The sequence below is a fragment of the Nocardioides sp. S5-5 genome, from assembly GCF_054954065.1.
Genome location: NZ_CP199913.1, coordinates 2,429,686 through 2,448,676, shown reverse-complemented (window position 1 = coordinate 2,448,676; position 18,991 = coordinate 2,429,686). Strand labels below are relative to the sequence as shown.

Annotated in this window: 18 protein-coding genes; 1 reads left to right on the top strand and 17 read right to left on the bottom strand. The window is 75.6% G+C overall.

What is annotated here, in order from left to right; all coding sequences use genetic code 11:
• Positions 1-28: 28 nt before the first annotated feature.
• The gene (locus ACUP6Y_RS11495; protein WP_462556495.1) at positions 29-235 is read left to right on the top strand and encodes a hypothetical protein; all 207 of its coding nucleotides are present in this window, start codon (positions 29-31) and stop codon (positions 233-235) included.
• On the opposite strand, the gene ACUP6Y_RS11490 is transcribed toward ACUP6Y_RS11495, so the two are convergent.
• The 17 genes from ACUP6Y_RS11490 to ACUP6Y_RS11410 form a co-directional block, all read right to left on the bottom strand.
• Positions 214-1,650 (bottom strand): oligosaccharide flippase family protein, encoded by a 1,437-nt coding sequence (locus ACUP6Y_RS11490; protein WP_462556493.1) that lies wholly within the window; start codon positions 1,648-1,650, stop codon positions 214-216. The genes ACUP6Y_RS11495 and ACUP6Y_RS11490 overlap by 22 nt on opposite strands.
• Positions 1,647-2,747, bottom strand: a complete 1,101-nt coding sequence (locus ACUP6Y_RS11485; protein ID WP_462556491.1) for a GNAT family N-acetyltransferase — start codon at positions 2,745-2,747, stop codon at positions 1,647-1,649. The genes ACUP6Y_RS11490 and ACUP6Y_RS11485 overlap by 4 nt, the downstream gene beginning before the upstream one ends.
• Positions 2,735-3,496 carry a phosphotransferase family protein gene (locus ACUP6Y_RS11480; RefSeq protein ID WP_462556489.1) on the bottom strand — a complete coding sequence of 254 codons (762 nt, stop codon included), beginning with the start codon at positions 3,494-3,496 and terminating at the stop codon, positions 2,735-2,737. The genes ACUP6Y_RS11485 and ACUP6Y_RS11480 overlap by 13 nt, the downstream gene beginning before the upstream one ends.
• Entirely contained in the window at positions 3,493-4,503 is a 1,011-nt protein-coding gene (gene galE / locus ACUP6Y_RS11475; protein ID WP_462556487.1) for a UDP-glucose 4-epimerase GalE, read from the bottom strand. The genes ACUP6Y_RS11480 and galE overlap by 4 nt, the downstream gene beginning before the upstream one ends.
• Before the next feature lie 3 nt (positions 4,504-4,506).
• Entirely contained in the window at positions 4,507-5,307 is an 801-nt protein-coding gene (locus tag ACUP6Y_RS11470) for a hypothetical protein (protein ID WP_462556485.1), read from the bottom strand.
• Positions 5,304-6,395, bottom strand: a complete 1,092-nt coding sequence (locus tag ACUP6Y_RS11465) for a glycosyltransferase family 4 protein (RefSeq protein WP_462556483.1) — start codon at positions 6,393-6,395, stop codon at positions 5,304-5,306. The genes ACUP6Y_RS11470 and ACUP6Y_RS11465 overlap by 4 nt, the downstream gene beginning before the upstream one ends.
• On the bottom strand, positions 6,392-7,501 hold the full coding sequence (locus tag ACUP6Y_RS11460) for a glycosyltransferase family 4 protein (protein WP_462556480.1): 1,110 nt from the start codon (positions 7,499-7,501) through the stop codon (positions 6,392-6,394). The genes ACUP6Y_RS11465 and ACUP6Y_RS11460 overlap by 4 nt, the downstream gene beginning before the upstream one ends.
• Before the next feature lie 2 nt (positions 7,502-7,503).
• The gene (locus ACUP6Y_RS11455) at positions 7,504-10,266 is read right to left on the bottom strand and encodes an oligosaccharide flippase family protein (protein ID WP_462556478.1); all 2,763 of its coding nucleotides are present in this window, start codon (positions 10,264-10,266) and stop codon (positions 7,504-7,506) included.
• Positions 10,263-10,700: a hypothetical protein gene (locus ACUP6Y_RS11450; RefSeq protein WP_462556476.1), complete on the bottom strand. Its 438-nt coding sequence runs from the start codon at positions 10,698-10,700 to the stop codon at positions 10,263-10,265. Before ACUP6Y_RS11450 ends, ACUP6Y_RS11455 begins: the two co-directional genes overlap by 4 nt.
• 114 nt (positions 10,701-10,814) lie before the next feature.
• Complete coding sequence (locus tag ACUP6Y_RS11445) at positions 10,815-11,948, bottom strand: cellulase family glycosylhydrolase (protein WP_462556474.1); 1,134 nt, start codon at positions 11,946-11,948, stop codon at positions 10,815-10,817.
• Positions 11,945-12,766: a polysaccharide deacetylase family protein gene (locus tag ACUP6Y_RS11440; protein WP_462556472.1), complete on the bottom strand. Its 822-nt coding sequence runs from the start codon at positions 12,764-12,766 to the stop codon at positions 11,945-11,947. The genes ACUP6Y_RS11445 and ACUP6Y_RS11440 overlap by 4 nt, the downstream gene beginning before the upstream one ends.
• Complete coding sequence (locus ACUP6Y_RS11435; protein ID WP_462556469.1) at positions 12,763-13,329, bottom strand: YveK family protein; 567 nt, start codon at positions 13,327-13,329, stop codon at positions 12,763-12,765. The genes ACUP6Y_RS11440 and ACUP6Y_RS11435 overlap by 4 nt, the downstream gene beginning before the upstream one ends.
• Positions 13,326-14,603, bottom strand: coding sequence for an O-antigen ligase family protein (locus tag ACUP6Y_RS11430; protein ID WP_462556467.1), 1,278 nt, complete (start codon positions 14,601-14,603; stop codon positions 13,326-13,328). The genes ACUP6Y_RS11435 and ACUP6Y_RS11430 overlap by 4 nt, the downstream gene beginning before the upstream one ends.
• Positions 14,600-16,738, bottom strand: coding sequence for a glycosyltransferase (locus ACUP6Y_RS11425; protein ID WP_462556465.1), 2,139 nt, complete (start codon positions 16,736-16,738; stop codon positions 14,600-14,602). The genes ACUP6Y_RS11430 and ACUP6Y_RS11425 overlap by 4 nt, the downstream gene beginning before the upstream one ends.
• A 50-nt stretch (positions 16,739-16,788) precedes the next feature.
• Positions 16,789-17,889, bottom strand: coding sequence for a glycosyltransferase (locus tag ACUP6Y_RS11420; RefSeq protein ID WP_462556462.1), 1,101 nt, complete (start codon positions 17,887-17,889; stop codon positions 16,789-16,791).
• A 1-nt stretch (position 17,890) separates the two neighbouring features.
• On the bottom strand, positions 17,891-18,604 hold the full coding sequence (locus ACUP6Y_RS11415) for a sugar transferase (protein WP_462556459.1): 714 nt from the start codon (positions 18,602-18,604) through the stop codon (positions 17,891-17,893).
• Positions 18,601-18,984, bottom strand: coding sequence for a hypothetical protein (locus tag ACUP6Y_RS11410; RefSeq protein WP_462556457.1), 384 nt, complete (start codon positions 18,982-18,984; stop codon positions 18,601-18,603). Before ACUP6Y_RS11410 ends, ACUP6Y_RS11415 begins: the two co-directional genes overlap by 4 nt.
• Between the last annotated feature and the right edge of the window lie 7 nt (positions 18,985-18,991).

The window sequence follows — 18,991 nt, the reverse complement described above, 5'->3', positions numbered from 1 at the left end:
GGCGGGCCCGAACTACGATGACCCGACCATGTCGCAACGCACGCAGCTGGCCCTGCTCGCCGTTCTCATCAGCGCGATCAGCGTCCAGGCGCTGGCCGGCAGCTCACGACTCTCGGGCCCGATCGTCGTGAGCCTGAGCGCCACCCACGGCGTCCACCTCGACGACCTGCTCGTCGTGGCCGCCTGGGCGGTGTGCATGGCGTGGTGCCTGCGTCAGTGGCGCCGCAACCTCTGAGTCTCCCGACGCAGCGCCGGGTCGGCGGCCAGGCTCACCACCGCCGTCGCGATCAGGTACGCCGCCCCGGCGGCCAGCACCGCGAGCAGCAGGGGCGGGACCGTCGAGCACCAGGCCGCAGCCGCGCACCCGACACCGATGCCGAGCAGGTGCCGGCGCGGGACGACCGAGCCGATCCGCCGATGGACGACGACCAGGAGCACCCCGGCCTGGATCGCGAACGAGACGGTGGTGGCGACCGCGGCGCCCATCAGGCCCCACCACGGGATGAGCACCAGGTTGAGGCCGACATTGGCCACCAGCGCGACGACGCTCGCGACGAGCACCATGGGGTCCGGGCGCAGCGCGAGCAGCAAGGACGCGCACTGGTGCGCGATGCCGAAGAACGCCGGGGCGAGGGCGAGGGCGACGAGCAGCCCGGGGTCGGCGTACTCGGCGCCGAGGAGAGCGGTGACGATGTCGTCGCCGCGCAGCGCCATCAGCACGCCGTAGGGCAGGTAGACCGTCAGCATGGCCAGCATCGACAGCTGTCCCCAGCGTCGTACGTGGGCCAGGTCGTGGGGCCGGCTGGCCATCACGGGGACGACCCCGCGGGACAGGGTCCAGGTCACGAAGGTCACCGTCTCGAAGATCCGGTAGTTGGCGGCGTAGACACCGACCGCGGTGGTGCCGAGCATGACGCCGACGAGGGCCGTGTCGATGCGGAACAGGCCCATCGAGGCGAAGGCGTTGAGACCCATCACGGGCACGGCCTGGAGCAGCTGCCGGACCTGCGGCCGGCTCCCCTGCAGCCGCAGCCGCACCCCGGCGCGCCGCGCGGCGAGGTGCATGGCGACCACGCCCCCGAGGGTGCCGCCGAGGTAGGCGAGGGCGGCCACCTCGGCGCGCGGCGCCACGACCAGGGCGCCGGCCACCAGGGCCAGCGAGAGGAACCGCTGGATGACCAGGACCACCGCGGACAGGTGCTGCTGTTGGCGCGCGCCGCAGCAGCCCCGGGAGGCGTCGATGAAGGTGTCGGCCAGGCAGGCGACCACGATCAGGCCGACCGTCACCGCCTCGGTGACCGGCATCGTGAGCAGCAGGATCCCACCGGTGACCACCGTGATCGCCGCGCTGAGCACCACCCGGATCGCGACCAGCGCTCCGTAGCAGCGGTCCAGCAGCTCGGGCTGCGCGCTGCCGAGCTGGATCAGCCGGGAGTCGAGGCCCGACGACGACAGCACGGCGAGCAGCAGGCCGAGCCCGAAGCCCAGCGACAGCACGCCGAACTCCGCCAGCCCGAGGATGCGGGCCAGCAGGAGGAACATCACGAAGGTGGCGACCTTGCCGAGCAGCTCGGACGCCGCGAGCGCCGCGACCGTCGTGCCGGTGCGGCGCAGGCTCGAGTCCGGCGGGGCCGTCGTGGTGCTGCTCATCGCTCGACGATCCTGCGCCGTGCGGCGGTGGGCAGCGCGGCCTTGAGCCGGGTGCGGGCGCTGCGCTCCCACCGCTCCAGCCGTTCGAGGGCCGCCCCGGACGTCGCGACGACGCCGACCCGCCGGACCTCGTGGTTGCCGAACTTGCCGTCGGTGCGCCCGCGCAGCCAGTCGAAGGTCGTCACGCTCGGGTCGGCGGAGGCGCGCGCGGTCGCCGCGAGGTCGCAGACGACGGCGCCCCGATAGTGCTCCAGCCCGTCGGCGACGCGGCCGTCGAACACACGGTGGACGCCGGGCTCCTCGACGACCATGCCGTAGCCGGCCACCGTGCCGTCGACGAGGAGCAGGTCGAGGGTGAGTGCGCCCGCGGCGCACAGGTCGCGCACGAAGGTCTCGTGGAAGGCGCGGACCGCGGGGTCGTCGAGGTGGCTGCGCCGACCGCAGGCGTGGTCGCGCCGGCGCCGTACGTCGATCACGACGGGCAGCCAGCGCTCGAGGCTGTCGGGGTCGCGGACCACGAGCTGCTCGGCGTGGCGCCCGTCGGCCGCGATCCGGTTCAGGGCGTTGTTGGCCTTGCGGCGCCGGTTGCGGCTGACGACGTAGTCGCTGCCGATGCCGCTGATCTGCGGGATCGGAGGGCCCGGCTCGATCCGCGCCCGCGGCAGGCGGGCGGCCAGGGCCGCGACCACGGGGTCGTCCTCCGGGAGCTGCGCGAGGTCGAGGGACCAGGCGGCGTGCTCGCGCTCCACCCAGTCCACGAGGGCGCCCGTCAGGGCGAGGCCGGCCTCCTCGCCGTCGTGGTGGAGCTGCCCGTAGTCGTTGAGCTCGCCGCCGAGCAGCTCGATGCGCCAGATCCCCCGGCGCCGCGACCGGCTGAGGGCGACCAGTCCCGCGACGGAGTCGTCGTCGGGGCCGACGGTGAGCACGACCGGCTCGCCGGGCAGGTGTGCCGCGGCGGCGGCGAGCCAGGCTGCCGTCGTGCAGTACGCCGTGCTGCGCGCGTCGACGTACCCGGCCAGGTCCCGGATCCGGGCCCGGGCCGCATCGGCCAGGGCGACCCGGGCGGTCCAGGTCCGCGGCGCGGTCAGGAAAGACATGCCGACCACTCCTTGGCCTGGTGCCAGCGCCGCCGGTTGTGGGCACGCTGGTCGGCGTCGCGGTCCGGCTCGGTGGCACTGAGCTGCGAGGCGTAGGTGCGCAGTGCGAGCCAGGGGAACTGCCGGGCGATGATGGGATGCTCGGCGCGCGGGACGGAGCGCAGCAGCAGCTCCCAGCCGTCGTGGGCGAGGTGATCGTCGCGCACGTTGACGAGCAGCTGGAGGAAGTCGCGGTGCGGCGGTCCGGGCGTGAGGTACTCCCAGTCGATCACCGCGACGCCCGCGCCGGCACCCTGGTCGAGCACGTTGTTGCGGTGGAAGTCGTTGTGGATCATCGCCGTGCGGGGCAGGCCCTGCGCGGCGGCGCGGGTCGCGACGTACTCCCGAGGACTGACCCGTCCGGTCAGCATCCGCGCGGCGTTGGCGAGTGCCGCGGACCGCGGCGCCCTCCAGGCGTCGGCCACCGGCTCCAGCCGCGGCCACGGGGCCTGCTGGATCCGCTGGGCGACCTCGAGCGCCGCCTGCAGGTAGGCCAGGCTCACGCCGGGCCGGTCATCGAGGCGACGGCTGACCAGCCAGGCGCCGGAGCGGCCCACCGCGACCGTCTCGGCGGTCGGGATCCCGTTCGCCGTCGCCCACAGCCGGCCCTCGACCTCGCGCAGGATCCGCACCCGGTCCGCGGTCCGGGTGGCCTCGTCGACCACCAGCGCCGGGTTGGCACGCAGCTCGTCGAGCAGACGCGTGCTCATCGCCCGGTCTCCGCGAGGTCGGGCAGCAGCTCGGCCCGCCGGGCCGACCATGCCAGCGCGTCGCGGACGCCGGCCGCGAGGTCCAGCTCGGCCTTCCAGTCGAGCAGCTCGGCGGCTCGCTCGCACCGGGCGTAGGCGCCGACGGCATCGCCGTCCCGGCGGGGCGCCTCGAGGACCTCGACGCACCGGTGCGTGACCGCGGCGAAGACGTCGACCAGCTGCCGGACGCTGGTGCCGCGGCCGGTGCCGAGGTTGATCGCCTGGTGCCGGCGCCCGTCGAGCGCGCGGTCGAACTGCTCGACGGCGGCGACGTGAGCTCGGGCCAGGTCCCACACGTGGACGTAGTCGCGGATGCCGGTCCCGTCGGGCGTCGGGTAGTCCACGCCGGTGAGATGGAAGGCCTCGCCCCGGCGGCTGCACTCCACCAGTCGCCCGAGGACGTGCTGGGGCACCGCCTGCTGGGGGCCGGTGCGCAGAGCCGGATCGGCCCCCATCGGGTTGAAGTAGCGCAGCGCCAGGCTGCGCAGACCGGTCACCGCGCTGACGTCGGCGAGGATCGCCTCCATCATGGCCTTGGTGCGAGCGTAGGGGCTGCCCGGACCCAGCGGGGCGGTCTCGTCGACGCCGGGGTCGTCGCCGGCGGCGTAGACCGCGGCCGAGCTGCTGAACACCAGGTCGGTCACGCCCTCCTCGGCCAGGGCGGCGACGAGGTCCAGGGTGCCGGAGACGTTGGTGCGGTAGTAGCCGACCGGGTCGGCCACCGACTCGGGTACGACGACCCGGGCCGCGCAGTGCACCACGGACCGGAGGCCGGGGTGGGCCGCGAGCACGGCCCGCACCAGCTCGCGGTCCGCGATGTCACCGCGGTGGAACGGCAGGCCGCGGACGAACTCCTCGCGGCCCGAGGACAGGTCGTCGAGGATGACCGGCTGGTGCCCGGCGTCGAGGAGCGCGGAGACGACCGTGCTGCCGATGTAGCCGGCGCCACCGGTGACGAGCACCTCCACCGGTCAGCACCGGCCCTTCGAGCCGTGGGGCACGCCGTCGGGGATGGAGTGGGCGATCACCTTGTCGAGGCGCAGGCCCGCGGGCACCGGACGGTAGAGCTCGAGCCGGATCCGGCGCCGGGTCCCGGGCTCGTAGCACCAGTAGCGCCCCGAGATCACCTGGGCGAGGTTGCCCTCGGCGTCGACCAGGATCGCCTGGGCCGCGACGTGGTCGCCGACCGGGCCCTCGGCGCTCAGCGTGGCGGTCACGACGGTGTTGTCGGCGCTGCGCCGGAGCCTGCCCTTGCTCGCCACGACCCGGCCCTCCTCGGGGAGCACCGCGCGGAAGTCGGTGGAGACGTACTCGACGGCGACGTCGGTGATCTCGGCCGCGGCCGGGTCGATCGGGGCGTAGACGGCGAACTCCTCGCCCGGCGGCAGGCCGAACACCGTGCAGCACACGTCGTTCTCGGGGCCGGCCGTCGCCACGACCGCACGCCCCGCGGCATTGCGGCCGGTGATCCGCACCCGGGCCTCGTCGAGGACCTGGTCGGAGTCGTTGCGCAAGACGACGGCGAGCTGGCGGCCCTCCTGGCCCCAGGACACGATCTCGGGACCCACGCCGGCCGTGCCGGCGGTGGCTCCCCCGTCGGTCGGCGTCGCGGGTACGGCGGGAGCCGCGGGCCGCGGGCTGTCGCCGTCGGAGCCTCCGTCGCCGCCGATGACGCCCGACATGAGCAGCGGCCCGGTGACCAGCCCCGTCGCGATGCAGCCGGCGCCGAGGTAGAGCAGCCAGCGGCTCTGGCGGTTCCTGCTGGGACTCATGGTGAAACTCCCGTCGTGGTGGGGATCCGGACCGGACTCCCGGTCATGGTGAGATGGAGGTCGCGGTAGCGGGCGATCATCGGGTCCGCGCCGAAGCGCTGGTCGAAGAGCGCGGTGGCGGCGGTCGACAGCCGGGCGCGAAGCGCCGGGTCGGCCAGCACGTCCCGCAGCCCGGCGGCGAGCTCGGCGGCAGAGCCCGGCGCGACGGCATGGACCGCGGCCCCGAACTGGTGGGTGATGCCGGGCACGTCGGAGGCCACGACCGGCAGGCCGGCGCCCAGCGCCTCGAGCACCGCGATCGGCAGGCCCTCCCAGTCGGTGGCCAGGGCGAGCAGGTCGCTCGCGCCGAGCAGGCGTGGCATGTCGGAGCGCTCCCCGAGCATCCGGACCCGGTCGCCCAGGCCGCGCCGGGCGACGGCCGCGGCGATGCCGGACCGGTTGGGACCGTCGCCGGCGAGGAGCAGCAGGGGCGGTCGCTCCAGCGCGGCCCAGGCCTCGATCAGCAGGTCGTGGCGCTTCTGGTCGACCAGCCGGGCCGGGCACAGGGCCACGACCTCGTCGGGGTCGATGCCGAGCTCGGCGCGCGCCCGGAGCCGCGGGTACGGCGGCAGCCGGTCCACGCCGTTGGGGACGACCGTGACCCGGCCCGGTGGGAAGCCCCGGCCGGTCAGCTGCTCGCGCAGGTGCGGGGAGACCACGACGACGTGGTCCGCGGCCCGGCGCAGGATCCGGGCGGCGGCGCCGAGCTCGTGGTCGGCGACGCCGTGCAGCGTGACGAGGAGCGGCACCCGGCGCCCGAAGGCGAGGCGGCACAGCAGCGCGGCCTTCGGGTTGTGGGCGTGGACCAGGTCGGGCACCGGGAGTCCGCGCAGCCGGGCGACCGTGCGGGCCAGGGCCCAGGGGCGCCGCCCGACCGAGGGCAGGGCGGTGTGCGCGATGCCGGCGGCCCGGACCTCCGCGACCCGGAACCCGGGAGCGCTGGCGATCCGGGCCTGGTGCCCGTCCTCGGCCGCGGCCCGGGCCAGGGTCACGGCGACGACCTCGGCACCGCCGGCGCCGAGCTCGGGGATGACGGTCAGGATCCTCATCCGGCCACGCCCTGGTAGACGTCGACCAGCGCCCGGGTGGTGCGGTCGACCAGATAGTGGTCGTGGACCCGCTGGCGGGCCTGCGCGCCGAGCCGGCGACGGAGGTCGGCGTCCCCGGCGAGGTCGGCGAGGGCGCGGGCGAGCTGGTCGACGTCGCCGGGCTTGACGAGCACGCCGTCCAGCCCGTCGCGGACCACCTCGGGGACGCCGCCGACGCGGGTGGCAAGGACCGGGACACCCAGGGCCATCGCCTGGAGCAGGGCCATCGGACAGGCCTCCGCGGCGGAGGGCAGCGCCACGATGTCGGCGTCGCGCAGCACGGCCGCGGGGTCGTCGTGGAAGCCGGCGAACGAGACCCGCTCCGGGTGGCCGGCGCGGGCGACGGCCGCCTCGACCCGCGCTCGCTCGGGGCCGTCGCCGACCAGCCGGAGCCGGACGCCGGGTACTCGGTCGACCGCGGCGACCAGGTCGGGTACCCGTTTGACGGGCTGCATCAGACCGAGCCACGTGACCCGGACCGCGGCGGGCGCCACCGCCGGGCGCGCGGGCTGGTCGAGCCAGGTCCGGCCGACGCCGTTGGGGACGGTGTGGACGCGCGCCCCGGCGATGCCGACGTGGTCGCGGGCGTAGGCCGCCAGCGCCCGGCAGGGCGTGACCACCGCGGAGCGCGGGGCACGCGCGAGCAGGCCCTCGAGACGGAGGTAGCGCAGCCGGTCGCGCCGCCGCGTCGCGGCGATCGGGAGGTTGCCGGGCACCAGGCCGGCCAGCTGGTCGGGCACGCCGTGCAGCGTGTAGACCGACGGCAGCGAGCGCGCTCCGGCGAGGGCGCGCCCGACCAGCCCGGCGCGGCGGTCCTGCAGGTGCATGACGTCGGGGGCGACCGCGGCGACGATCCGGCTCACGTCCCGCGCGCCGCGCAGGTCGGCGGCCCGGTCGATGCCGGCGACGTGGACCGTCACGCCCCGGGCCGCCAGCGGGGCGAGATGGGGGCCGGGCGGGCTGACCAGATGGCTGTCGTGACCCTGCCGGGCGAGCTCGGCGGCCACGTCGACGGCGTGGTCGACCGGGCCGCCGCGGTCCTGGGTGATCAGCTGGAGGACGCGCATGCTCAGGTCCGCCTCTCGGGAGCGGAGGAGCCGGGGTCGAGGGCGACGCCGAGGGCGATGAGCAGCCAGATCGGCAGGTAGAACTGCTCGCTCAAGAAGCAGGCCGCGGTGAGGGTGCCGGCGAACGCTACGAGGACGGCGTCGGCCAGCAGCCGCCGCTCGGTGACGCGCCGGGCACGGGCGGCGCCCCGGACGGCGTACGCCAGCAGGGCGAGGAAGGCTGCCAGCCCGAGCAGGCCCAGCTCGGAGGCGACGTCGAGGTACATGTTGTGGACGACCGTCTGCGGTACGGCGCCGACGTCGCCGGGGACGTACCCGGGCGTCGCCGCCGCGAAGCCGCCGGGCCCCTGGCCGAGCAGCGGGCTGTCGGCCGTCATCTCGGCGGCCATGGTCCAGGTGGTGTAGCGGGAGTCGACGTTGGCGGCGGCGACGTGCTCCTTCTCGGCGATGCTGCGCGCGACGACATCGGCGTGGGTCGCCCACAGCAGTCCGAGCGCGATCGACGCGGCGAGCGCGACGCCCACGACGGTGGTCGGTCGCAGCGTCCGCAGGGCCAGCGCGGCGAGCAGCATGACCACGATCGCCAGCAGGGCTCCCCGGGAGAACGTCGCGCAGGTCGCCACGACCAGGATCGCGGCGCAGCCGGTCGCGCCGGCCACCGCCGCCGGCGAGCGCCGGTGGGCGAGCACGAACGCGAACGGCAGCGCGGCCACGAGGAAGAAGGCCAGGTCGTTCGCGTCCTCCAGCGGGCCGGCGGCGCGACCGCCCGTCGTGAGGAAGCCGAGGGTCGCGACCGCGCCGGCCGCGGTACAGGACAGGAAGAAGCAGATGACCAGGCGCCGGGCCACCGCCTCGGCACCCGGCCGTCCGCCGCGCACGGCGTCGACGAGCGCCACCACGACCAGCGCGTACGACGCGTAGCTGACCGCGTGGTCGAGACCGACCGCGAGATCCATGCCGCGCACCACGAACGACGCGAGCAGCGCCAGCACGACGACGCCGAGCGCGCCGCCGGCCGGGTGCCGGGGCAGCGACGACCGGGCCCCGGCGAGCAGCCGCAGCAGCCAGGAGCCGAACAGGAGCAGGCCGACCGCCTTGACCGCCGCCGGATGGACCTCGCGCAGCAGGTCGCCGAACGGCTCCGCGACCACCAGGAGTAGGGCCGCCCACTCGAGGCGGTACGCCGCCGCGGCGACCACCGCACCCCCGGCCAGCGCCGCGAGCACGGGGACCGGCGCCAGCACGGCCAGGGCGGCGGTGCCGAGACACAGCGCGACGCCCGCGGCCAGGACCAGGGTGGCACCGACCCGGCGCGGCGCCCGGCGCAGCCGCAGCGTGCGGGCCAGGCCCGTGCGGTCGGCCGGGTCGAGGACCACGACCGTCACCAGGTAGCCGGCCAGGGACGCCGAGCCCGCCGCCAGGACGCCGATCAGCGAGCCGCGCGCCACCGGCACGAGGGTGCCGACGCCGAGAGCGGTCAGCCCGAGCACGAGACCGCCGGCGCTCACCGGGAGCAGTCCGCCGGCGAGGCCGCGCCACGCGATCGTGGGGACCCGGTGGGCGACCAGGACCCCGGCGGCGAGGACGGTCAGCGCCACGGCCACGACCTGCGCGGCGGCGACGGCGGTGATGCCACGGTCCACCACCAGGAGCAGCAGGACGAGCACGAGGAGGAGATGGAGCGCGGTCAGCACCAGGACGTCGGTCGTCCGGCCCGCGGCCTTGAGCACCACGACCAGCACCTCGAGCGCGCTCAGCGCGAGACCGTAGACGGCGAGCCACCGCAGCGCGGGAACGGCCGGCGCCCACTGCTCCCCGAGCAGGGTCAGGCCGGGGGCGAGGACCAGCAGGCCGGCGTACAGCGGCACCACGAGGGCCTGGACCAGGATCGCCGCGTCGACGGCGGCGCGGCCCACGGCGGCGCCGCGCATCCGGCTGAGGTGGGCGAACAGGCTGCCGCCGATCACCATCGCGATGAGCAGGTAGGGCATGTAGGCGAGCCGGAACGCCATCGAGTAGGTGCCGACATCGTGAGCGCCGAGTCGATGCGCGACGAGGAGGAAGTCGAGGTTGAGGATCAGCAGCGTCAGCAGGCCGCTGCCGGCCCAACCTCCGCCGAAGGCGAGCAGCGCCCGGACGTCGCCGCCGGACCAGCCCGGGAGCACCGGACGGCGCAGCGCCCAGAACAGGACGAGGATCAGCACCGCCTGCGTGAGCTGGCCCATCACGAGGGCGGAGACGCCCTGGCCGGCCGCGAGCGCGGCGACCGTGACGAGGGCCCCGACGACATTGCCGCCGATGTCGGGGAGGACCCGGCGCCGGAAGTCGAGGGAGCGGCGCAGCAGCTCGGCGCTGACCCCGGACGCGGCCGCGAACGGGAGGCAGAGCACGACACCGCGCAGCACCGCGGCGCCCTGGTCGCCGATCTGCAGGGTCGTGGCCAGCCAGGGCGCCGCGGTCCACACCACGGCGACCAGGGCGAGCGACAGCGCGAGGGCGAGGGACAGGGCGCTGCGGGCGGCGCGCTCGGCGTCGCCGCGGAACGGGACCAGCGCCGTGCTCGTGCCGAGGTCCGCGACGACCACGCAGACGTTCAGCAGCACGGCCGCCAGCGAGACGATGCCGAACTCGTCGGGGGCCAGGACGGCGGCGAACACCAGCAGCACCGCGGTCTGGCAGGTCTTGGCCGCGACGGCGCCGAGCCCGAGCCAGCCGGAACCCGCCACGGCGCTCACCGTGGGCTCCGCGGTGACGACGGCGGTCATGACCTGCTCCCCTCGGGGAGCACCTCGGCGAGCTCGCGCTCGCCGGACCGCACGGCGGTGAGCGCGTCGGTGAGTCGCTCGTGTACCTCGGCGGCGACGGCGCGCAGCGACAGCACCTCCCGGATCCGCTCGGCGACCTCGAGTCGCGCGGCGGCCCGGTCCGTGTCGGCCTGCAGCGCCGCGCGGACCGCCTCGCCGACGACGTGCGCCAGCGCCCGCGCGTGCGCCTCGTCGACGGCGGCGACCCGGGCGGCGGCCCGGATCAGGTCGGCGGCCTCGGTGCGGTCGGCGACCAGCTGGGCCAGGACCGTCTCGACGTAGGCCAGGCCCTGGTCCCAGCCGGTGATCTGCTCGACCGGTCCCTCGGCGGGGCCGGGCAGGCCGAGAGGGCCCTCCCCCGGGGAGGGCGCGCGGGAACGTCCGGACTCGACCATGGCATCTCACCAGTGCGCGCAGGGCGCCCCGGTGATCCATCGAGCTGGAAAAGTTCTGGCCCTCCTGACGATGGGGCGCCAGGAGGGCCAGAACGCTCGGAGCCCGGGGCAGACTCAGTCTCCGCGGACGGCGGCCTCGAAGGCCCGCAGCGCGGGCTTGGCCGTCAGGTCGGCGCGCATCAGCCCGAACCCGTCCTGGTAGCGGCTGCTCGACCCGTCGACGTCGCGGTACCAGATGATCGGGCCGACATAGGGGTACTCGGTGCGGACCAGCCGCACGGCCCGGCGCAGGAAGTCGGCCTGCTGCGGGACCGAGACCGGACGGTCCCAGGCGTTGCCGTCGTTCTCGGTGCCGGTCGACCAGCCGAGCTCGGTGATCCAGATCTGCTTGCCGCCGTCGCCCCACTGCTCCATGACGTCGTGGAGCATGGGGGTGCTGGTGAGCCGCCAGACCGCGCCGACCGACGCGGTCTCGGGCGCCGCGTCGCTGGGCCCGATGTAGGGATGGACCGCCACGGCGTCGAAGCAGCCCGCGGCGCCGGCCTCGTAGGCCCGGGTGAGCCACGGCGCGTCGTTGTACATGATGCCGCCGAAGAGGACCGGCGCGTCGTCGTACTCCGTGACGGCGGGATAGGCCGCGCAGAGCAGGTCCGTGTAGGTCTGCGGGTCGGCGCCCTCGAAGAAGCCCTCGAAGTTCGGCTCGTTCCAGATCTCCCAGGCGTCCACGAGGTGGCCCCACCGCTGGGCGGCGCGGCCGATGGCGCGCGCGTAGGCGCGGGGGTCGCTGGGCGGGGCGTACAGGCTCCCGTTGGGGCTGGTCCAGCTCGGGGTCTGCCAGAACTCGAGGATCACCCGCAGGTCGTGGTCGCGCGCGCTCGCCAGCACGTCGTCGATCAGCTCGGCGTACCACCGCTCGAAGGGACCCGAGCGGGTCGGCTGGAGGGTCGCCCAGCCGACGTCGACCCGGACCCAGCCCGCACCCGACCTCGCCAGGCGGGCCAGCACCTTGCGGGCGTAGCCGGGGCCGGGGCGGTGGTGAGCGGAGAGCTGCACGCCCAGCTCGGGATCGGGAGCGGCGGCGGGTGTCGGTGTCGGCTCCGCGGGCTGGGCACGGGGCGCGGCAGCCGGCCGGGGCGCGGCCGCGCGGTCGGCGGACTGCGCCGTGGTCCACTGCAGGACCAGGGTGCCGGCGACCCACAGCACGACGACGGCGAGCACGACGAGCGCACGGCGCAGCAGCCGTCTCATGATGTCGCCGCCTCGAGCCGGCCGGTGCCGACGGCGGCGCCCGGCGCGTCGTACGCGCTGCCGAGGAGGTCGTGGACCAGGCGCCGGGCGCGCGGCACGTGCCGCGAGGTGCGCCGCGCCGCCGGGTAGAGGCCGTGCAGCTTGACCCGCAGCGTGCGCAGGGTGTCGGTGGCGTTGACGTCGACGCGCTGGATGCCGAAGCGGCCCGCGGGCTCGTGGACGGAGAACGCCGCCCGGTAGCCGGCCGCCTCGACCGCGGCCCGCACCCTCTCGTCGTGCGCGCCGAAGGGGAACGCGAAGCTCGCGACCTCCTCGCCGAGCAGGTCGGCCAGGGCCGTGCGGGTCTCGCGGGCCTGGTGACGCAGCGCGGCGTCGTCCATCCGGGTCAGGTCGGCGTGGTCGAGGCCGTGGGCCCCGATCGCCATCCCCCGGGCACGGAGCTCCCGCACCTCCTCCGCCGACAGCAGCGGGTAGCGCAGCCCCTCGTCCAGCCACTCGGCCCGGCCGCCCAGCAGGTCGACCGGGACGTAGAGGACGCTGGGGATCCCGAGGGCCTCCAAGATCGGCGCGGCGTGCTCCCCCACACCCTGGTAGCCGTCGTCGAAGGTGATCAGCACCGCCTTGCGCGGAAGCGGGGCGCCCGCCAGCGCGGCGAGATAGGCCGGCTCGGTCACCGGGACGAAGCCGGCGTCGAGCAGATGCTCCATCTGGGCGCGGAAGTTGGCGGGGGTCACGAACATGCCGTGGGGGTCGCGCTCCCGGGCCAGGTGGTCGACGCCGTGGTACATGAGCACCCGGGCCGGCGGCCGGATCCTCATGTCCGCTCCCGGATCCGGTACAGCCCGCCCGCGAGCACGAGCGCCGCGAGACAGAGCAGGGCGGCGATGTAGAGCTTGCGCGGGGGCACCGAGGTCACGCCGGCGACGCCCGCCTCGACCACCGGCACCACGTGGGTGGTGGTGTCGTCGTCGCCCTGCGCGACGGCGTACGACGCGAGCTCGTTGGCCGCCTCGATGGCCGCTGTGCGGCTGGTCGAGGAGACGACGATCCGCAGCGTGGCGGTGCCCGGGTCCTGCACGGTGCTCACCGACACGTCCGCGTCGCTGGAGCCGGCCCCCCGGCCCGAGGCGGCGCGGGCGAGGTCGGCGGTCTCCGCGGAGCTGAGCGAGACGCCGTACTCGTGGGCCAGCATCTCGACGGTGTCGGCCGGGACGTCCGCGGAGAGCGGACGCAGCGCGACCGCGCTGGTGGCGGTGTAGGTCGTCGGGATCAGCAGGATCAGCTGGATCCCGAAGGCGACCGCCAGCGTGAGCCCACCGACCAGGATGCCGATGTGTCGCCAGCGCTCGCGCTGTCGCTGGGCCTGTCCTGCGGTGGTCATGGGGTGGTCCTCGCTTCTTGCTTGGGGGTGGGGACGGCGCGGACGAGCGGCACGGTCTCGGCCAGCACGGCCATGCCGAGGAGGGTCCAGGTGAGTCCGTAGACGATCGGGTTCCACAGCGGCATGTCGAACACCCCGTGGACCGCGATCGCCAGCAGCCCGGCCAGCACGGCCAGGCTGCGGGCCGAGAGGACCGCGGACTCCTCGTCGGCGCCGGCTCGGGAGAGCAGGTGGCGCCGGGCGGCGAGCAGGCAGCCGGCCAGGACGATGATCCCGGCGCTCATGCCGAGCACACCGCGCTCGACCAGCACGGTGAGATAGAGGTCGTGGGCATGGTCGGCGCCGTACGCCGAGACGGTGCTGACGGAGTCGGTCGCGGCCACCCGGTAGCCGTCGGGGCCGACCCCGAGCCACGGGCGGTCCGAGATCTGCCGCCACGCCTCGCCCCAGATCAGCGGCCGGGCGTCGTACTCGTTGGCTCCGGTGTCGCCCATCGAGCGCAGCCTGGTGCCGAGGATGCCGAGCAGGGGGAGGCTCGGGGGCAGGACGAGCGCCAGCGCGCACACGGCGACCGCCGCCGCTCCCGCCCGCCGCAGCAGCCGACGGGTCCGCGGGACCCCGACGGCGAGGCAGACCAGTGCGACGCTCCCGCCGATCCAGGCGCCGCGGGACATGCTCAGCACCCAGGCCGAGACGATGCAGGAGGTGGCCACGGCCAGGACGGCGGTCCGCGCCCGCGACCCGGCGCTCACCAGACAGGTCACCGCCACGGGCAGCAGTCCCGCGCAGAAGATGCCGAGCTCGTTGGGCTGCGCGAACGGACCGGTCAGCCGGCCGTCGACGACCCAGCCCCCGGCGGCCGCCTGCAGCGCGCCCGCGCCGAGGAGCGCGTCGGCACCCACACAGCCGCCCATCACGACCAGCAGGTCGAGGCCACCGCGCTCGAAGCCGGGCCGGTAGGCCATGACCAGGCCGACGGCGTAGCCGAGGCCGATGCAGGCGATGACGACCCGGGTGATCGCGTCAGCCGGGTTCACTCCGCCGGCGGCCGCGACCACGCTGGTCACGATCCCCAGGGCCAGGCCCAGCAGCAGCAGCGACGCCGGCACCGGGCGCTGGTCGGTGATCAGGAGCCAGGCAGCGATCGCGGCCGGCAGGCTCATCGCGACGAAGGCGACGCTCAGCCCGACCGAGAAGGCACCGCCGAACGGCAGCACCGCGAGGGCGGCGACGACCGCCAGCGCGGGCACCGGGAGGCGGGCCGGAGGCGTCATCGCGAACGGTCCCCCCGCCGCACGGCCGCCGACAGCGCGCCGTACGCCTTGACCAGGTCGCGGGCCGCCGCGACGAGCGGCACCAACGGGACCGAGCGGACCGGATCGGGTCCCCGCAGGGCCCGGGCGAGCGGAAGGGAGAGGTACGCCGCCAGCCCGGCGCCGGCGGCCGCCCGCGCGCTCGTCGAGCCCCGGACCGCGATGCCCGCGGCCGCGGTGTAGGCGGCGACCCGCGCGAGGTCGCGACCGAGGAGGCGGGGGTCGAGCGAGTTGCCGCTGCCCTCGCCGTAGCGGCGGTACATGGTCAGGTTGGCGCGGAAGGTCGGCCGCTGCGCCCAGCTCACCTCGGCGTCGCGCGCCATCCGGGCGGTGCCACCGGAGGCGACGATGCTGCGGCCGAACAGGACGTCCTCGCCGGTCTGCAGGTGCTCGGGGAACCCGCCGACGCCCGCCCAGGCGACCCGGGCGAAGGCCACCGAGCGCCCGGTGGGCATGGACGCGTCGAACGCGCGCCCGAACAGGCGGCCGTAGGTGCGGGCGAGCAGCGTCGGTCGGGCCAGCTCCTCGACGCTCGGGTAGCCGACGGCGGCGAGGGCGTGCTCCCAGGGGTGGCGCGCCTCGACCCGGTAGGTGCCGGTCCACAGGTCGACCTCGGGGTGCCGCGCGAAGGCGCGCCGGAAGGCGGCGAGCCAGCCCGGGGCGGGCACGCAGCCCGCGTCGGTGCAGGCGATCCGGTCGTGGGTGGCCGCGCGGATTCCGATGTTGCGGCCCTGGGAGATCCCGGCGCCCGGCGCGACGAGCAGGCGGATCCGGTCGTCGAACGCGGCGAAGGCGCGCACGACGCCGACGGTCTCGTCGGTGGAGCCGCCGTCGACCACGACGACCTCGTCGTGGGGACCCAGCTGGGGCACCAGCGCCGACAGCAGCTCCTTGGCGGCGGCCTCGTCGTCGAGCACCGTCGTGACCACGCTGATCGCGGGCCTGTTCGAGGTCAGGCCGACGCCGGGACGATGGGCGAGGGCGGCGAGGAAGTCGACGAGCGCGCTCGCCGCGCTCGGGGCGTCGGGGTACGCCGCGGCGATCCGCGCGCCCGTCGTACCGCGTCGGGCACGGGTGTCGGGGTCCGCGAGCGCCCGCAGGGCAGCGGCGACGTCGGCCGGCGCGCCGGGCCGGACCTCGACGCCGCCCTCCTGGGCCATCGCGCCCAGCGGCGGGGTGACCACGACGGGCACCCCGGCGGTGAGCGCCTCGAAGGCGGCCATGCCGAAGGCCTCGCGATGCCAGGGCATGGCCTCGGTGGGCTTGGTGAGGACCAGGACGGCGTCGAAGGCCCGGGCCAGGCGCCCGAAGCCCGGCACCTCACCGAGGAAGCGGACCCGCTCCCCCACGCCGAGCTCGGCCGCCAGCGCGGTCAGCCGGTCCTGCTCGCCGGGGTCGTCGGGGTCGTGGATGCCGGCGATCGCGAGATCCCACGCGGCGGTGGCGGGATCGGCGAGCGCCCGGACGGCGTCGTCGATGCCCTTGCCGTGGACGATCCGTGTGCCCATCGCGGCGACCAGCCGACCACGGGGGACGTCGAGGCCGAGCGCGATGCGGGCCTCCTCACGGGTCAGGTGGCCGGTGGTCCGGGGCGGGTTGAGCAGCAGGGACCTGCTCAGCCGGCGTCCCTCGAGGAGCCAGGCACCGGTGGCGATCTGCCCGTCGGTGGCCCGGTCCAGGAGGGCGGTCGGCCAACCGGCGAAGGAGCCGTCGTGGCGCACCCAGACGACGGGGATGCCGTGGACCCGAGCTGCCGGCGCGGTGGCGAGCGCCGCCTTCACCCCGTGGGCGACGACGACGTCGGGCCCTGAGGAGCGCAGTACCGCGCCCACCCGCGCGGCGAGCCGCGGGATCCGCGCGGCCCGCCGCTCCGAGCGCACGGTGGACACGCGGACGCCGCGACGCTGCCAGGTCTCGGCGGTGGGGCCGCCGCCGAGCGCGATCACGTCGAGGTCCAGGCGGTCGGTCGCCTCGGCGAGCGCGAGCTGCCAGCGCTCGGCCCCGCCCAGGACACCGCCCTGCTGGACCACGGTGACCCGGAGCCGCTGCGACAGATCGGTCCCGGGCACGGCCGCGGGATCGAGAGCCTGCGTCATCGTCGTGCTCCGCTCTGGTCAGGGGGGATGACCCCCGTCGGGGCCTGCCTTCACCGCACCAGTGCGTCGGGGAGCCGGTCCTGATCCATCCGGGCCCGACGAATCTCCGGGCGAGCGGTGGCCGGCACGTGCCGATAGGCGGCGTGGAGGCGGTAGCGCTGGACCGACACCGAGTGCTCGGCGGAGAACGCCAGCGACCGGCGGTGCGCCCGGGTCCAGGCGAGCGGATCGCGCAGGTCGAGCAGCCGCTCGGCCAGCCCCTCCACGGTCGGCTCCAGGCCGGGGACGTCGTCGCTGACCAGCGGCGGGATCGCCCGCGCCACGATCGGCAGGCCGACCGCCGCGGCCTCGAGGATGCTGACCGGTGCGCCCTCCCAGGCCGCCGTGTGCAGGTAGGCGTGCGAGGCGCCGAGGCGTGCCACGACGTCGGTGCGCGGCAGCCAGCCCGACACCGCGACGCCCGCCGCGCGCAACGCGGCCTCGCCGTCGGCGTCACCGCTGCCCAGCCACGCCCAGCGCAGCGGGCCGGAGCCCGCGACGGCGGCCTGGCGGTCGGCCTCGCGCTTGACCTCGATCAGGTGCCGCCAGTCCTTCTGCCCGGTGACCCGGCCGACCGCGACCACCTGGAAGGGCTCGCCGCGGCGGACCCGCACGTCGGGTGGCCGGAGGGCTCGGTTCGGGACGGTCACCACCCGCCGGAAGCCCAGCTCGGCCGCGAGGGCTCCCTCGTGGGGCGAGCACGCCACCAGGACGTCGGTACGCCGCACCAGCGACCGCTCGACCTCGCGAAGCGCCGCCCGGCTCACCGTGCCCAGGTCGGTGCGCTCGAAGGCGAAGCAGTGCGGGCTGTAGGCGACCGCGGCGCCGAGGTCGGAGGAGCGGGCCAGCACCCCGGCGTACGACGAGTGCGCGTGGACCAGGTCCGGCGCCAGCTCGGCGACCCGCTCGCGCAGGGAGCGGGCGGCGCGGTGCGGCGGGCCGGGCAGATCGTGGACGCCGGCGAAGGCCGCCCGCTGGTCGCCGGTGTCGGCGTGGTCGCGGCGGTGCCAGATCGCCAGGTGGTGCTCGATGTCGGAGGTGGCGTCGACCATGCTGAGCACCGAGCTCAGCACTCCCCCGCCGAGGGCCTCGACGACGTGCAGCACCCGCATCTCAGTAGGCTCCGCGGCCGCCGAACACGGCCGGCAGGGTGCGCAGCAGGATGCGCAGGTCCATCCGCAAGGAGCGGTGGTCGACGTACTCGAGGTCGAGGAGGATCGCCTCGTCCCAGTCCAGGTCGCTGCGCCCGTTGATCTGGGCCAGGCCGGTCATGCCGGGCCGCACCGCGTGGCGGCGGTGCTCGGTGGGCGCGAACCGGGCGACCTCCGTCGGGGTGTTCGGGCGCGGGCCGACCAGTGCCATGGTGCCGTTGACGACATTCCACAGCTGGGGCAGCTCGTCGAGGGAGAGCCGGCGCAGCCAGTGCCCGACCGGTGTGACCCGTGGATCGACCCGCAGCTTGGTCAACGGGCCGGAGCCGTCGTTGTGCTGGGCGAACACCTCGGCGGCGCGGGCCTCGGCGTCGGCGTACATGGTGCGGAACTTGAGCACCTCGAACACCCGGCCACCGTGGCCGACCCGCTGCTGCCGAAACAGCAGCGGCCCCCGGCTGGTGCCGACCACGAGTACGGCGATCAGGGTCACCACGGGCAGCAGCATCAGGAGCAGCGACGCGGCGGCGACCGCCTCCGTGGCGCCGCGGAGGCGGTTGTGCCGCTGCACCTCGAAGAACGGCACCTCGCCCTGGTCGCTCGAGACGGGCGGGACGGGCGGGACGGGCGCGGCGGTGAGGCCGACCAGCTCCGGCGAGCTCTGCTGGGCGCTCATCGCGTGGTCTCGGGGGCGAGCCGGCCGGCCCGCAGCTCGACCTCGACGGCCGCGCGGGCGGCGGCGCCGAGCTGCTCGGCCTCATCGACCCGGCTGTCGAGCGCGACCAGCCCCGAGCGCAGGATCTGCGCCGCGTGGGCGGTCGACCGGGCCACGATCCGGTCGGCCTCACGGCTGCCCTCGTCGAGCATCTCGGTGGTCCGGTGGAAGGTGCTGCCACGCACCCTGCGGGCATGGTCGGCCAGCGAGCGCAGGACCTGCGGGGCCTCGTCGGGGTCGACGGTGAGGGCGTACTCGAGATGGGCCAGGAAGCCGTCCATGCCGGCGAAGGTCTCGGGGTGCTCCGACCGGTCGGGGGGAGCCTGGGCGGTGGTACTCATCGATGCC